We start from the raw sequence: 12,895 nt of genomic DNA on the forward strand, positions 1-12,895 counted from the left end.
CGGCGAGGCCGCATCGCCTTTTCGCTTCTTGCACGTCATGCCCCACCTCTTGTTGAGCCGCCGTCAATGCCTGGTGGGCCTGCTGGCCTGCAGTGCCGCGCGCGCTGCCAACACATCCAACACCGCCCCCACCGGCGCACTGCCGCCGCTGGCGCCGCCGCAAGGCAAGGTCGTCTTGTCGATCAGCGGCCTGGTGATGCACACCAACGCCCCCGACCGGGCCGACTTCGACCTCGAGATGCTGGCTGCGCTGCCGCAGCGCCAGCTCGTCACCCACACCCCTTGGCACCAGGGTGCGCAGACCTTCACCGGCCCGCTGCTGCGCGATGTGCTGGCGCAGGCCGGTGCCCACGGCAAGCTGCTGGTCGCGGTGGCGTTGAACGACTACCGCTGCGACATCCCCACCGACGACACCACGCAGTTCGACGTGGTGCTGGCGCGGCTGCAGAACGGCGAGCCGATGCGGGTGCGCGACAAGGGGCCGCTGTTCATCGTCTACCCCTTCGACACCGATGCCCGGCTGCGCTCGGACCGCTACTACGCCCGCTCGGCCTGGCAATTGCGCAGCCTGATCGTGCAGCCGTGAACCCTGCCCGCCGGCCGCTGAAGGCGCAGGCCTGCAGGCCCTGCGGGCCGATCGCGGCCATAAGACCGCATGGCTGACCACGAGCCGAGCCTGTGGGCCCGCTGGCGCCATTGGGCCGCGCGGCGGCTGGTCTGGGGCGTCGGCGTGGTGTTGATCGGCATGCTGGTCGGCACGGTCTGGTTGCAGGCCCGGCTCGACGGCATGATCGGGCAGGCCGCCACGCTGGCCGACAACAACATCACCTGGAGCTTCTTCCAGCTCGAAGCCGAATTTCACGCGCTGCAGGACGCGCTGCGCGCGATGCCGACCGACCGGCCCGCCTCGGCCGAGCAGGCCGCGCACCTGCGCGAGCGCTACGAGCTGTTCGTCAGCCGCATCACGCTGGTCGACCCCAAGCAGGTGCATGCCGACCTGCCCATCACGCCGCAGCACCTGGCCACACTGGGGCGGCTGAACGCGTTCGTGCAGCGCGCCGACCCGTTGTTGTCCGACGAGGTCAGCACGCCGCTGTCGCCAGACGACGTGGCCCGCCTGCAGGCCGACCTGGGCGAACTGGCCACGCCGGTGCACGGCCTGTCGCTGATGTCCAGCCAGGCGATGGTGCGGCGCAGCGAGCAGCGTGACCGCCAGTTGCACGAGCACCAGCGCACGACGCTGGCCCTGACCTTTCTGCAGATGCTGGCCACGGTGGGCTTCGCGCTGCTGCTGGTGCAGCAGTTGCGCGCAGCCTCGCGCCGCGAGGCCGAGCTGGCCGAGCTGGCGCGCGGCCTGGACAGCGCCCGCGCCGCGGCCGAGGTGGCCAACGACAGCAAGAGCGTGTTCCTGGCCAACATGAGCCACGAGCTGCGCACGCCCTTCAACGGTGTGCTCGGCATGCTCAGCCTGCTCGACGACAGCCGGCTCGACGACGCGCAGCGCCGCTCGCTGCGCACCGCACGCGAATCCACCGAACACCTGCTGGCGCTGCTCAACGACATCCTCGACGTTTCGCGCCTGGAGCACGGCCGCCTGACCCTGCACCTGGCGCCGTTGGACCTGGCCGCGCTGGTCCAGGCGGTGCAGACGGTGATGGCCCCGGCCGCCGAAGCGAAAGGGCTGGCCCTGACCGTGCGGGTCGAGCCCGGCGCGCCGGCCGCGGTGGTGGCCGACGGCACCCGGCTCAAGCAGGTGCTGTTCAACCTGCTGTCCAACGCGATCAAGTTCACCGACACCGGCGAGGTGACGCTGCGCGTGGTGCCGGTGGCCGCCCGGCCCGGCGCACGGGCAGTGCAGCCCGGCCAGCAGTGGCTGGCGTTCCAGGTTCGCGACACCGGCATCGGCATCGACGACGCGACCCGCGGGCAGTTGTTCGAGCGTTTCATGCAGGCCGACACGAGCGTGACCCGCGCCCACGGCGGCACCGGGCTGGGCCTCGAGATCTCGCGCGGGCTGGCGCGGCTGATGGGCGGCGACATCCATGTCGACAGCCAACCCGGCCAGGGCAGCGAGTTCAGCCTCGAGTTGCCGCTGCCGGTACTGACCGCGCTGCCGGGGCCCACCGCGGCGGCAGCGCCGGCCGCCGCCGGCGGAGCCCGCCACCTGCCGCGGCCGCTGGACGTGCTGGTGGCCGAAGACCACTCGGTCAACCGCCAGTACATCGGCACACTGCTCGAGCGCGCCGGCCACAAGGTGCGCTTTGCCGACAACGGCGCGGCGGCGGTGGCCGAGGCCGAGCGCGCGCTGCCCGACCTGGTGCTGATGGACGTGCACATGCCGGTGATGGACGGCCTGAGCGCAACGCGCGCGCTGCGGGCCATGCCGGCGCCGCTGGGCCAGGTCAAGATCGTGGCGGTGACGGCCGACGCCTTCGACGCCACGCGCGAGCGCATGCGCGAGGCCGGCGTCGATGGGCACCTGACCAAGCCGTTCCAGACCCCCGAGCTGGACGCGCTGCTGCTGCAGCTGTTCGGCCGCACCGGCCCCGCGCCGGCCGATGCCCCGCCGCAGCTGGCGGCCCGCCCCCGGCTGCCCGAGGCCGCCGACACCCTGCCCTCGCCGCCCCGCGCCACCGCGGCCACGGCCGAGCCGCCGCTGCTGGACCTGCGCACCGTGGGTGAGCTCTGCGGCCTGATCTCGCTGGCCTCGCTGCGCCCGCTGCTGAGCGGCTTCTTCGCCGATGACAGCCGGGCCTATGCCGAGTTGCTGGCCGGCTTCGCGCGGCAAGATGCGGGCGCCCTGCCCGCCTTGGCCCACCGCTTCAAAGGGGCGGCGCAATTGCTCGGCCTGGCTGCGCTGGCGGCGCAGGCCGAGGCCATCGAGCACCACCGGGGCGGCTGGTCGGCCGCCGAAGCCGATGCCGCTGCTGCCGCGCTGCGCCAGACCTGGGCCGCCAGCCACACGCTGTGCCGGCGGCTCGAATTCGTGCCCTGACTTGTCCCGCGCAGGCAGCGCGACAGCGTCAGACGATCAGCGGCTCCGGCTCCAGCCGGATGCCGAAGCGGCCGTAGACGCTCTCCTGGATCGCCTTGGCCAGCGTGACGACTTCGGAGCCGATCGCGCCGCCCTTGTTGATCAGCACCAGCGCCTGCTTCTCGTAGACGCCGGCGTGGCCGATGGCCTTGCCCTTCCAGCCGCAGGCGTCGATCAGCCAGCCGGCGGCGAGCTTGAACTGGCCATCGTCCATCGGGTAGTGCACCACGTGCGGGTCGCGGGCGATGATGTCGCGGCATTGCTCGGCCGTGACCAGCGGGTTCTTGAAGAAGCTGCCCACGTTGCCGATCTCGGCCGGGTCGGGCAGCTTGGCGCGGCGGATCGCACAGACCCAGTCGAAAACCGTGCGGGCGTCGGGCGCGTGGTTGCCGGTCTCGGCCATCTTGCGCTCCAGGTCGAGGTAGCCCAGCACCGGCTGCCAGGGCTTGGGCAGCCGCAGGCGGATGCGGGTGATCACGCTCTTGCCGGCCAGCGCATGCTTGAACAGGCTGTCGCGGTAGCCGAACTTGCACTGCGCGGCGTTCAGCGTCACGGTGCGGCCGGTCACCAGGTCGACCGTGTCGAGCGATTCGAAGCGGTCTTGCAGCTCCAGCCCGTAGGCGCCGATGTTCTGCACCGGCGCGGCGCCCACGGTGCCGGGGATCAGCGCCATGTTCTCGAGCCCGGGCCAGCCCTGGTCGAGCGTGAAGGCGACTAGGTCGTGCCAGCGCTCGCCCGCGCCAGCCTCGACGATCACCGCCCGGTCGGTCTCGGCCACGCAGTGCATGCCGCGCACCTCGACCTTCAGCACCAGCTCGGGCATGTCACGCGTCAGGATGACGTTGCTGCCGCCGCCCAGCACGAACTTGGGCGCCCGGCCCAGCTCGGGGTGGGCCAGCACCCGGCGAACATCTGCCTCGCTGGTGATGCGCACCAGCCGCCGCGCCGTGGCCGGCAGGCCGAAGGTGTTGTGCTGGCGCAAAGGCGCATCATGCTCGACGGTGATCGCGGAAGGGTCCTGCATGGCAGAATTTTCGCTGATCGGCCTGCGCGACCGCCGCGCCGGCCCCAGGGACCGGCCGCGGTTCACCCCCTTCGCAGGCTCACGGGCCCCCTTTCGACACCGTCTTCCCCACGCCAGACCATGCCCAGCTTCGACACCGTCCTCGAACCCAACCTGGTGGAATTGCGCAATGCCACCGAACAAGCCAACAAGGAAATCGGCACCCGCTTCGACTTCAAGGGCTCGGACGCCCGGATCGAGCTGGCCGACAAAGGCAAGGACAAGACGCTGACCTTGTTTGCCGACAGCGACTTCCAGCTGAGCCAGGTCAAGGACGTGCTGATGGCCAAGCTCAGCAAGCGCAATGTCGACGTGCGCTTTCTCGACCTGACCGCCAAGCCCGAAAAGCTCGGCGGCGACAAGCTCAAACTGGTCGTTCCCGTGAAGGCCGGCATCGACAGCGAGACGGCGAAGAAGATCCAATCGCTGATCAAGCAAAGCAAGATGAAGGTGCAGGCCGCCATCCAGGGCGACGCGGTGCGTGTCACCGGCGCCAAGCGGGACGACTTGCAGGCCGCGATGGCCTTGCTGCGCAAGGACGTGCCCGACGTGCCGCTGTCTTTCAACAACTTCCGCGACTGACCCGCCCCTCATGCCCCACCTGCCCCGCCGCCGCTTCGCGCTGAAACTTTCTTCGATGGCGTTGGCGCCGTGGCTGGTGGCCCCGGCCCACGCCCAGAGTGTGCTGCTGTCGGGCACCTTGGGCAGCTCGAAGGCGATCCTGGTCATCGACGGCCAGATGCGCACCGTGGCGGTCGGCCAGACGGTCAGCGGCGTCACGCTGCGCAGCATCGGCACCGACGAGGCGGTGGTGCTGATCGGTGGCAAGCCCTTCTCGGTGCGGCTGGGCGCGTCGCCGGTCAGCCTGGGCGGCGGTGGTGGCGGGGGTGGTGGCGGCGGCGAGATCGTGCTGCCGGCCGGCCCCGGTGGCCACTTCATGGCCAATGGCTCGATCAACGGCAAGAGCGCCAACTTCATGGTCGACACCGGCGCCACAGTCATCTCGATGGGCGTGGCCGATGCGCAGCGGCTGGGCCTGCGCTTTGAAAACGGGCGGCGCGGCATGGCCAGCACCGCCGGCGGCAACGCGCCGGTCTACGAGGTCAACCTCAACTCGGTGCGCATCGGCGATGTCGAGGTCTACAACCTGAGTGCCGGCGTGGTGCAGGCCAACATGCCGTTCATCCTGCTGGGCAACAACTTCCTGTCGCGCTTCAACATGCGGCGCGAGGGCGACACGATGCGGCTCGAAAAGAAACCCTGACGCGGCCTTGGGGTACCGTCACGGCCCCGACCCGCCCAACCTTCGAAGACCGATGAGACACCTTGCCCTGCTGTCGCTGGCGCTCGCCGCCGGCCCGGCCCTCGCCGAGAACGCCCCCACCCTGCAGGCTTGCCGCGCGATCACCGACGCCGCCCAACGCCTGGCCTGCTACGACGCGCTGCCGCTGCCCAGCGCCAAGGCTCCGGCCACCAGCGCCGCCGCCGCGGCCCCCACCGCCGCCCCGGCGGCCCCCGATCCGGCCAAGTTCGGCTTCGAGGCCAAATCCGTGCGCGCCATCTCGGCCGATTCGATCGACAGCCAGATCGACGGACGCTTCGACGGCTGGGGCCCGAAAGACCGCATCAAGCTCGCCAACGGCCAAGTCTGGCAGATCGCCGACGACAGCAACGCGGTGATGAACGCCACCAACCCCAAGGTCACGATCCGGCGCGGTCTGATGGGGGTGTTCTACCTGGAGTTCGAGACCTCCAACCGCACCGCCAAGGTCAAACGGGTCGAGTAAACGGCAGCCCCGTCGAGGGGAGTTTGTCGCCAGAGGGACAAGGTCAAATAGCACGATCGTGCTAGAACCCAGGGTGGGCGTAGGCTCATGTCGCACGCAGCGACGTGATGCCGCAGCAGCCAACCGCATTTCGCCTCTGGAGACAAGCCGCGATGGACCTGAACCTCACGCCGGAAGAACAGGCGTTCCGCCACGAAGTGCGCGATTGGGTGCGCACCAACCTGCCGGCCGACCTGAGCCACAAGGTGCTCAACTCGCTGCGCCTGACGCGCGACGACATGCAGCGCTGGGCCAAGATCCTCGGTGCCAAGGGCTGGCTGGGTTATGGCTGGCCCCAGCAGTTCGGCGGGCCGGGCTGGAACGCGGTGCAAAAGCACCTGTTCGAAGAAGAGTGCGCGCTGGCCGGCGCGCCGCGCATCGTGCCCTTCGGCCCGGTGATGGTGGCCCCGGTCATCATGGCCTTCGGCTCGGCCGAGCAGCAAAAGCGCTTCCTGCCCGGCATCGCCTCGGGCGAGGTCTGGTGGAGCCAGGGCTACTCGGAGCCGGGCTCGGGCTCCGACCTGGCCTCGGTCAAGACGCGCGCCGAGCGCCAGGGTGACAAGTACATCGTCAACGGCCAGAAGACCTGGACCACGCTCGGCCAATACGGCGAGTGGATCTTCTGCCTGGTGCGCACCAGCACCGAAGGCAAGCCGCAGACCGGCATCAGCTTCCTGCTGATCGACATGAAGTCGCCCGGCGTGACCGTGCGGCCGATCATCATGCTCGACGGCGAGCACGAGGTGAACGAAGTCTTCTTCGACAACGTCGAGGTGCCGGCCGAGAACCTGATCGGCGAAGAGAACAAGGGCTGGACCTACGCCAAGCACCTGCTGGCCCACGAACGCACCAACATCGCCGATGTGAACCGCGCCAAGCGCGAGCTGGAGCGGCTGAAGCGCATCGCCAAGACCGAAGGCGTCTATGACGACAGCCGGTTTCGCGACCAGATCGCGCTGCTCGAGGTCGACGTGGTCGCGCTCGAGATGCTGGTGCTGCGTGTGCTCAGCGCCGAAAAGAGCGGCAAGCAGAGCCTGGACATCGCCGGCCTGCTGAAGATCCGCGGCAGCGAAATCCAGCAGCGCTACACCGAGCTGATGATGCAGGCCGCCGGCCCGTTCGCCGTGCCGTTCATGCACGAAGCGATGGAAGCCGGCTGGCAGGGCGACCAGGCGCTCGGTGGCGCGTGGCCCGGCGGCGCCGCGCACTGCGCGCCGCTGGCCAGCACCTTCTTCAACTTCCGCAAGACCACCATCTACGGTGGCAGCAACGAAGTCCAACGCAATATCGTGTCGCAAACCGTGCTCGGCGCCTGAGGGGAAGCAAGATGGATTTCGATTTCACCGACGACCAGGTCTCGCTGCGCGACGCGGTGGCCCGCTGGGTCGACAAGGGTTTTGCGTTCGAGCGCCGGCATGGCATTGCGAAGGCCGGTGGCGCCACGCGCGAGGTCTACCACGAGCTCGCCGAGCTGGGCCTGACCGGGCTGGCCGTGCCTGACACGCACGGCGGCATGGGCTTCGGCCCGGTCGAGGCGATGGTGGTGATGGAAGAGCTGGGCCGCGGCCTGGTCAACGCGCCGCTGGCGCAAGGCGCACTGATCGCACCGGCCCTGCTGGCCCACGCGCCCGAGGCGCTGCAGGCCGAATGGCTGCCGAAGGTGGCCGACGCCTCGGCGCTGGTCGTGTTGGCGCACCAGGAGCGCGGCGCGCGCTACCACCTCGACCGCGTCGCCACGCGGGCCACGGCGCAGGGCGACACCTACCGCCTGAGCGGCGTGAAGAGCATCGTGCCGGCCGGTGACGAAGCCGACGCCTTCATCGTGCCGGCCAACCTGGGCGGCGCCGATGACGACGACACCGGCATCGCCCTGTTCCTCGTGTCGCGCGGCGCCGCCGGCGCCACGGTGCGCGGCTACCCGACGCAAGACGGCGCCCGCGCCGCCGAGCTGACGCTGGCCGACACCTCCGCGCAACTCATCACCACCGACGGCCTGGCCGCGCTGCAGCAGGGCGTCGACGTGGGCATCGCGGCGCTGTGCGCCGAGGCGGTCGGCGTGATGGACAAGCTGGTCGCGATCACGGTCGACTACATGAACACGCGCAAGCAGTTCAACGCCACGCTGTCGAGCTTCCAGGCGCTGCGCCACCGCATCGCCGACGTGAAGATGCAGCTCGAACTCGCCCGCTCGATGAGCTACTACGCCACGCTGCGCCTGAACGACCCCGAATCGCGCCGCCGCCAGGCCATCGCCCAGGCCAAGGTGCAGATCGGCAACGCAGCCCGCTTCGTCGGCCAGCAGTGCATCCAGCTGCATGGCGGCATCGGCGTCACCGACGAGTACATCGCCAGCCACTACTTCAAGCGACTGACGATGATCGAGATGCAGTTCGGCGACACGCTGCACCACCTGGGCGAGGTGTCGGCCCGCATGCAGGAAACGGCTGGCGCGTTGGTGTGATAGGCCCCCACGGCCCCTTCCGGGGCCTGCCCCCCGAGGGGGCTCGCGCAGCGGACCGGCAAAGCCGGATCCGCGCACGCCGCTTGGAGGGGGCGGCGCTGCGCGCGCCCCGATTCGCGCTATGGTGAGAGCCCATGCGCTTCACTGGCATTCTGCGCACTTGGCACGACGACCGGGGGTTTGGCTTCATTGCGCCCACGCACGGCGGGCGTGAACTGTTCGTCCACATCAGCGCGTTTCCGAACGGCGGCAGCCGCCCCACCGAGGGCGAGTCGCTGCAGTACGAGCTCGGCCGCGGCAAGGACGGAAAGCCTCAGGCGGTGCGGGTCGTACGAGCGGCAATCGGCATGCAGGCCCCAAAGGCCCGTCGACCGGCAGCAGAGCCGCGGGGGCACCGGCGCAGCTGGGTCGGCCCGTTGATGGTGATGGTGGTGCTGTTCGCGCTGGGGGTGTATGCCTACCGGCACGTCATGGACAGCCCGCACCGGCTGGCGCTCACGAGCGCGTCGCCCGCTGAAGCGACCAACAGCCAGGCGCCTGCTGCACCGGCCGGTGCCCGATGCGACGGGCGTGTGCACTGTTCGCAGATGACCTCGTGCGCAGAGGCCCAGTGGTTTCTCGCCCACTGCCCAGGCGTGGAGATGGACGGCGACCGCGACGGCACACCCTGCGAGCAGCAGTGGTGCACGGGCCCGTTCGCGAGGTAGCCCGGCCTGGGTACCTGCGCAGCGCGGGTCAGCCCAGCCGTTGCAGTGAGTCGCCCATGCCCCTGGGCTCGGCCAGCGGCAGTGGCAGCTCGAACCAGAAGGTCGAGCCGCGGCCGGGGGTGCTGGCCACGCCGATCTCGCCGCCCATGTGCTGCACCAGCTGGCGGCACAGCGCCAGACCCAGGCCGGTGCCGCCGCGATGGTCTGGCTCTTGCACGAACTCGTTGAACAGGCGCTGCGCCGCACCATCGCCCAGGCCGATGCCGCTGTCGATCACCTCGAAGCGCATGCGGCCGCCGGTGGGTTCGTCGACCTGGATCTGCACCGAGCCCCGGTCGGTGAATCGCAAGGCGTTGGCAACCAGGTTGGTCAGCACCTGGCGCAGCCGCAACGGCGCCCCGTGCCGCGCGTCGGCCACCTCGGGCCGCAGCGCCCAGCGCAAGGCCACGCCCTTGGCCTGGGCCTCGCCCTCGAACAGGCCCGCCACCTCGGCCAGCAGCTCGCGCAGGCTGAAGTACTTCAGCTCCAGCTCGAAGCGGCCGGCCTCGAGCTTGGCCAGGTCGAGGATGTCGTTGGCCAGCTCGAGCAGGCTTTGCGCCGAGGTGCGCGCCAGCGACACGTAGCGGCTTTGCCGTTCGTCGAGCTCCGACATCATCAGCAGCGAGGTCATGCCCAGCAGGCCGTTGAGTTGTGAGCGTATCTCGTGGCTGACCTGCGCGACGAAGCGGCGTTGCGGGTCGGGCGCGGCGGCCGGTGTCGGCGTGGCGCTTTCCTGGATGCGCCGCTGGGTCTCGCGCTCCTGTGTTTCGACCGCGCGCTGCAGGGCCAGCAGGCGCTGCGCATCGCGCTCGGGCGTCGCCGGCGCGCCAGCGAGTTGCCGCTCGATCTGGATCGACTGGTAGTGCGCACGGGCGCTGTTGCCCACCATCGGCGTCATCGTCGCCATTGCCTGCCGGGTGGCCAGCAAGGCGCCTTGAAAGTCGCCCAGCGCCTCTCGCGCCTCGGCGATCACCGAATGCAGCTGCAGCAGATTGGCCGGCGAGGTGCGTTCGCCGCTGTCGAGGAAGCGCTGGCACATGTCGCGCGCCTCGGCGTGGCGGCCTTGCGCGCAGCGCAGCCGGCCACGCACCCAGATGCGCATGCAGACCTGGTCGGGCCATTCGCGCTCCAGCATCGGCTCGCCTGCTTCGAGGGCCGCCTCGGCCTCGTCGAGCCGGCCCACGCCGATATAGGCCAGCGCGATCGGGGTCGCCAGCATGTGGCGCAGGCCCGGGTCCTGCGCCTGCGGCTGCGCCAGCCAGGCTTGCAGCGCCGCATAGCCGGCCTGCGGCGCGCGGCGGAAGTGGCTGGTCAGGACCTGCGAATTCAGGTTGGATGCGCGCATGGCCGTGATCCCGGCAGCCTCGAATTCGGCCTGCGCCTGGTCGTGCAGCGGCATGCCATGCTCGAGGTCGAGCAGGTTCAGCTGCAGGCAGGCGAGCTTGAATTTCGCGTTGGCCAGCGGCAGCGGGCGGCCCATGCCGCGGGCCAGCTCGATCAGCGCGTAGCTCGAGCGCAGCGCCTCGTCGAAATCGCCGCGGTGCTCGGCCAGGCGCTGCAACGCATGCAGCGTGACATAACGCTCGCGGTCAGCGCGCCCGGCCCGCTGAAGGTTGGCCTGCAGTCGCGCGCCGGCCTGGTCGAGCTGGTTGGCGGTGATCTCGACACGCGCCAAGGCGTCGTCGCACAACCATGCGGCCGGGGCGCTGCCGAGTTGCTCGCAGCGCTGGCGTGTCGTGTCGATCAGGGCCCGCAACGCCGCAGTGCCTTCGTGCCCGCGCCGAACCGCGCGGGTCAAGGCCTCCAACGCCAGCCCGAAGGCTTCGGACACGGTGTCGCCCGCCGCGCGCGCTGCCTCCACCGCCTGGTGGCACAACGCGACACAGCCCGAGGGGTCGAGTGAGAACCGATCCCAAGCCTGGTCGATCAAATCGGGCGCCGAGACGCTGACAGCTTGCGGCACGAAACCAGTTTAGTGCCGCCACCTCGGCCGTCAATGCAGACTGCCCCCGATCGCTCGACGCAGCCAGAATCAAGCCCATGAACACATTCGCCCGCGGCACCCTGGCCGCTTCTTTGGTGTGCTTCGCCGCGGTGGTGGTCGCCGCCCCGTTGCAGGTCCGTTCGTTGACGATGAAGGCGCCGCCCGGGGCCAAGGACCTGCCGGCCTACGCCTCGGGTTGGGCCGACGGCTCGGTCAAGATGCCCTTCGTGGTGTCCGACCCGCCCGCCGTCGGGGCGCGCATCACCGCCATGCTGTTCGTCAGCCTCATGGGCATGGCGCCGCCGGCCAAGCCCGGCGAATCGTTTGCGCCCCGGCCCGACCAACTGCCCGACGGCACCTCGTCGCAGGAATTCGAACTCACCCGCAACGACGCCCGTGTTCTGGCCATCGCCTTCGACATCGAGGGCTGCGGTGCGTATTGCGAGAACTACCAGCAGATCTACAGCTTCGACGCCCGCAATGGCCGCCTGCTGGCGCTCGGTGACCTGATCGCGCCGGCGTCGCTGCCAGCCGTTGCCGCGCGGGTCGGCAAGGACCGTGGGCAACGTTATGCCGATCAGCTGAAGAGCCTGAACAAAGACCTGGCCGCCGCCCGGAAGGCCCATGCCAAGGCCGACGTCATCGAGGACTTGCAGCAGCGGATCGATCTCAACCAGGACTGCCTGGACCGCGAGCAGAACCAGCCGCGCGACGCCTCGAGCCTGCACCACGCCCGCTTCAGCCTGCCGGACAACGGCCTGGTCTTGCACACCGAGCGTTGCAGCAACCACGCGAGCCGCGCGCTCGACGACGTGGGCGACATCGACACCCCGCTGGCCGCGGCAGACCTGGCGAAGTGGCTGACCCCGTATGGCAAGACCCTGGTGCTGGGCCAGGGCGATGCGCCGCCGCCGGCGTCTGCCTTCGGCCAGATCCTGCACGGCAAGATCGGCGGCGCCGCGGTCACGCTGCAACTGGACCGCGTGAACAGCGACGGCTCGCTGGCCGGCCGCTACTTCTACGAGCGCTACGGCCGCATGATCCCGCTCAACGGCAAGCGCAGCGGCAACACGCTGGCGTTGACCGAAGACGCCGACGGCAACAAGGCCGAGCTGAACCTGACAGTGCGCGGCAACACCATCACCGGCCAATGGCAAGGCAACGGCAAGACATTGCCGGTCGTGCTGGACTAGGGCCCGTGCGGCGAACGCCCGGGCGCCGTGTGCGCTCAGGCGTAGGTGTTGACGTGGCGGCCCACCGAGCCTTCGATGGCCAGCTGGGGCTGCTGCGGTATCGCCTCGATGAGGGCCAACGCCCCGGCCGCCTGCGTGTTCAGCGCCTTGCGCAAGACCAGGATCTGCACCGCGTCGCCCGTGGGGCCTTGCGAGGCCGCGGCAGTGGCGGTCGAGACGCTGGGGCTGTTGGCGATGTTCATGAGGTGGCCTGACGATCCGGTATATCGGGTTGTCGGCCGATGCGGGCCCGAGCTTGAGCTGCTTTTGCAGCGGCTGCACTCACCCGCCCGATTGCCTGCCCGCACCACCGGCGGCGAGGTAGTCCTTGATCTTGTCGATGCGGGTGCCAACCGCCTTCACGGCGTTGACCAGGGCTTCGTCGGTGGTGCCCAGGGCCTGGCTCCAGCGGTCGACCGCGGCTTTGTCGTCGATGTCGACATGGGCATGGGATTGCGGGTCGGCGGCGGCCTGGGTGGCTGAGGCGTGAGGGACGGGGTGGTTCATCGTGCGGCTCCGGTTGCCGCCAGGCCGGCAAGGCGTGTTCCC

13 protein-coding genes are annotated in these 12,895 nt (G+C 69.9%); 9 read left to right on the forward strand and 4 right to left on the reverse strand.

Features of this window, described 5'->3' with window-relative positions:
* Positions 1-52 precede the first annotated feature (52 nt).
* Positions 53-586: a molybdopterin-dependent oxidoreductase gene (locus tag ACE3SG_RS22070; RefSeq protein ID WP_374568377.1), complete on the forward strand. Its 534-nt coding sequence runs from the start codon at positions 53-55 to the stop codon at positions 584-586.
* Positions 587-655: 69 nt separating this feature from the next.
* Complete coding sequence (locus ACE3SG_RS22075) at positions 656-2,995, forward strand: ATP-binding protein (protein ID WP_374568378.1); 2,340 nt, start codon at positions 656-658, stop codon at positions 2,993-2,995.
* 28 nt (positions 2,996-3,023) lie between these two features.
* Here the strand turns inward: ACE3SG_RS22075 and murB are convergent, their stop codons facing one another.
* The gene (gene murB / locus ACE3SG_RS22080; protein WP_374568379.1) at positions 3,024-4,058 is read right to left on the reverse strand and encodes a UDP-N-acetylmuramate dehydrogenase; all 1,035 of its coding nucleotides are present in this window, start codon (positions 4,056-4,058) and stop codon (positions 3,024-3,026) included.
* 120 nt (positions 4,059-4,178) lie between these two features.
* Between murB and ACE3SG_RS22085 the strand changes: the two genes are divergently transcribed.
* From ACE3SG_RS22085 to ACE3SG_RS22110, 6 genes are all read left to right on the forward strand, one after another.
* Entirely contained in the window at positions 4,179-4,679 is a 501-nt protein-coding gene (locus tag ACE3SG_RS22085) for a YajQ family cyclic di-GMP-binding protein (RefSeq protein ID WP_374568380.1), read from the forward strand.
* 10 nt (positions 4,680-4,689) lie between these two features.
* Positions 4,690-5,361 (forward strand): TIGR02281 family clan AA aspartic protease, encoded by a 672-nt coding sequence (locus tag ACE3SG_RS22090; RefSeq protein WP_374568381.1) that lies wholly within the window; start codon positions 4,690-4,692, stop codon positions 5,359-5,361.
* A gap of 52 nt (positions 5,362-5,413) precedes the next feature.
* Positions 5,414-5,884 (forward strand): hypothetical protein, encoded by a 471-nt coding sequence (locus tag ACE3SG_RS22095; protein WP_374568382.1) that lies wholly within the window; start codon positions 5,414-5,416, stop codon positions 5,882-5,884.
* Positions 5,885-6,036: 152 nt separating this feature from the next.
* Positions 6,037-7,239 (forward strand): acyl-CoA dehydrogenase family protein, encoded by a 1,203-nt coding sequence (locus ACE3SG_RS22100; RefSeq protein WP_374568383.1) that lies wholly within the window; start codon positions 6,037-6,039, stop codon positions 7,237-7,239.
* An 11-nt stretch (positions 7,240-7,250) separates the two neighbouring features.
* Positions 7,251-8,384: an acyl-CoA dehydrogenase family protein gene (locus ACE3SG_RS22105; protein ID WP_374568384.1), complete on the forward strand. Its 1,134-nt coding sequence runs from the start codon at positions 7,251-7,253 to the stop codon at positions 8,382-8,384.
* Positions 8,385-8,518: 134 nt separating this feature from the next.
* Positions 8,519-9,091, forward strand: a complete 573-nt coding sequence (locus tag ACE3SG_RS22110) for a cold shock domain-containing protein (RefSeq protein WP_374568385.1) — start codon at positions 8,519-8,521, stop codon at positions 9,089-9,091.
* A gap of 28 nt (positions 9,092-9,119) precedes the next feature.
* Here ACE3SG_RS22110 and ACE3SG_RS22115 read toward each other — a convergent pair whose 3' ends face one another.
* Entirely contained in the window at positions 9,120-11,093 is a 1,974-nt protein-coding gene (locus tag ACE3SG_RS22115; protein ID WP_374568386.1) for a sensor histidine kinase, read from the reverse strand.
* 77 nt (positions 11,094-11,170) lie between these two features.
* On the opposite strand from ACE3SG_RS22115, the gene ACE3SG_RS22120 reads away from it, so the two are divergent.
* Entirely contained in the window at positions 11,171-12,307 is a 1,137-nt protein-coding gene (locus ACE3SG_RS22120) for a hypothetical protein (protein WP_374568387.1), read from the forward strand.
* A 35-nt stretch (positions 12,308-12,342) separates the two neighbouring features.
* On the opposite strand, the gene ACE3SG_RS22125 is transcribed toward ACE3SG_RS22120, so the two are convergent.
* Both ACE3SG_RS22125 and ACE3SG_RS22130 read right to left on the reverse strand, forming a co-directional pair.
* A complete protein-coding gene (locus ACE3SG_RS22125) occupies positions 12,343-12,549 on the reverse strand; it encodes a YjfB family protein (protein WP_374568388.1) in 207 nt (68 codons plus the stop codon).
* A 79-nt stretch (positions 12,550-12,628) separates the two neighbouring features.
* Positions 12,629-12,853, reverse strand: a complete 225-nt coding sequence (locus tag ACE3SG_RS22130) for a DUF3606 domain-containing protein (RefSeq protein WP_374568389.1) — start codon at positions 12,851-12,853, stop codon at positions 12,629-12,631.
* Positions 12,854-12,895: the final 42 nt, after the last annotated feature.

This window comes from Ideonella sp. (assembly GCF_041914305.1).
GTDB lineage: Bacteria > Pseudomonadota > Gammaproteobacteria > Burkholderiales > Burkholderiaceae_C > Ideonella.

Bases quoted from the DNA above. Each gene is read 5' to 3' on its own strand.
- ACE3SG_RS22075 (WP_374568378.1), top strand. From the start codon at position 656: ATGGCTGACCACGAGCCGAGCCTGTGGGCCCGCTGGCGCCATTGGGCC.
- murB (WP_374568379.1), bottom strand. From the start codon at position 4,058: ATGCAGGACCCTTCCGCGATCACCGTCGAGCATGATGCGCCTTTGCGC.
- ACE3SG_RS22085 (WP_374568380.1), top strand. From the start codon at position 4,179: ATGCCCAGCTTCGACACCGTCCTCGAACCCAACCTGGTGGAATTGCGC.
- ACE3SG_RS22090 (WP_374568381.1), top strand. From the start codon at position 4,690: ATGCCCCACCTGCCCCGCCGCCGCTTCGCGCTGAAACTTTCTTCGATG.
- ACE3SG_RS22095 (WP_374568382.1), top strand. From the start codon at position 5,414: ATGAGACACCTTGCCCTGCTGTCGCTGGCGCTCGCCGCCGGCCCGGCC.
- ACE3SG_RS22100 (WP_374568383.1), top strand. From the start codon at position 6,037: ATGGACCTGAACCTCACGCCGGAAGAACAGGCGTTCCGCCACGAAGTG.
- ACE3SG_RS22105 (WP_374568384.1), top strand. From the start codon at position 7,251: ATGGATTTCGATTTCACCGACGACCAGGTCTCGCTGCGCGACGCGGTG.
- ACE3SG_RS22110 (WP_374568385.1), top strand. From the start codon at position 8,519: ATGCGCTTCACTGGCATTCTGCGCACTTGGCACGACGACCGGGGGTTT.
- ACE3SG_RS22120 (WP_374568387.1), top strand. From the start codon at position 11,171: ATGAACACATTCGCCCGCGGCACCCTGGCCGCTTCTTTGGTGTGCTTC.
- ACE3SG_RS22125 (WP_374568388.1), bottom strand. From the start codon at position 12,549: ATGAACATCGCCAACAGCCCCAGCGTCTCGACCGCCACTGCCGCGGCC.
- ACE3SG_RS22130 (WP_374568389.1), bottom strand. From the start codon at position 12,853: ATGAACCACCCCGTCCCTCACGCCTCAGCCACCCAGGCCGCCGCCGAC.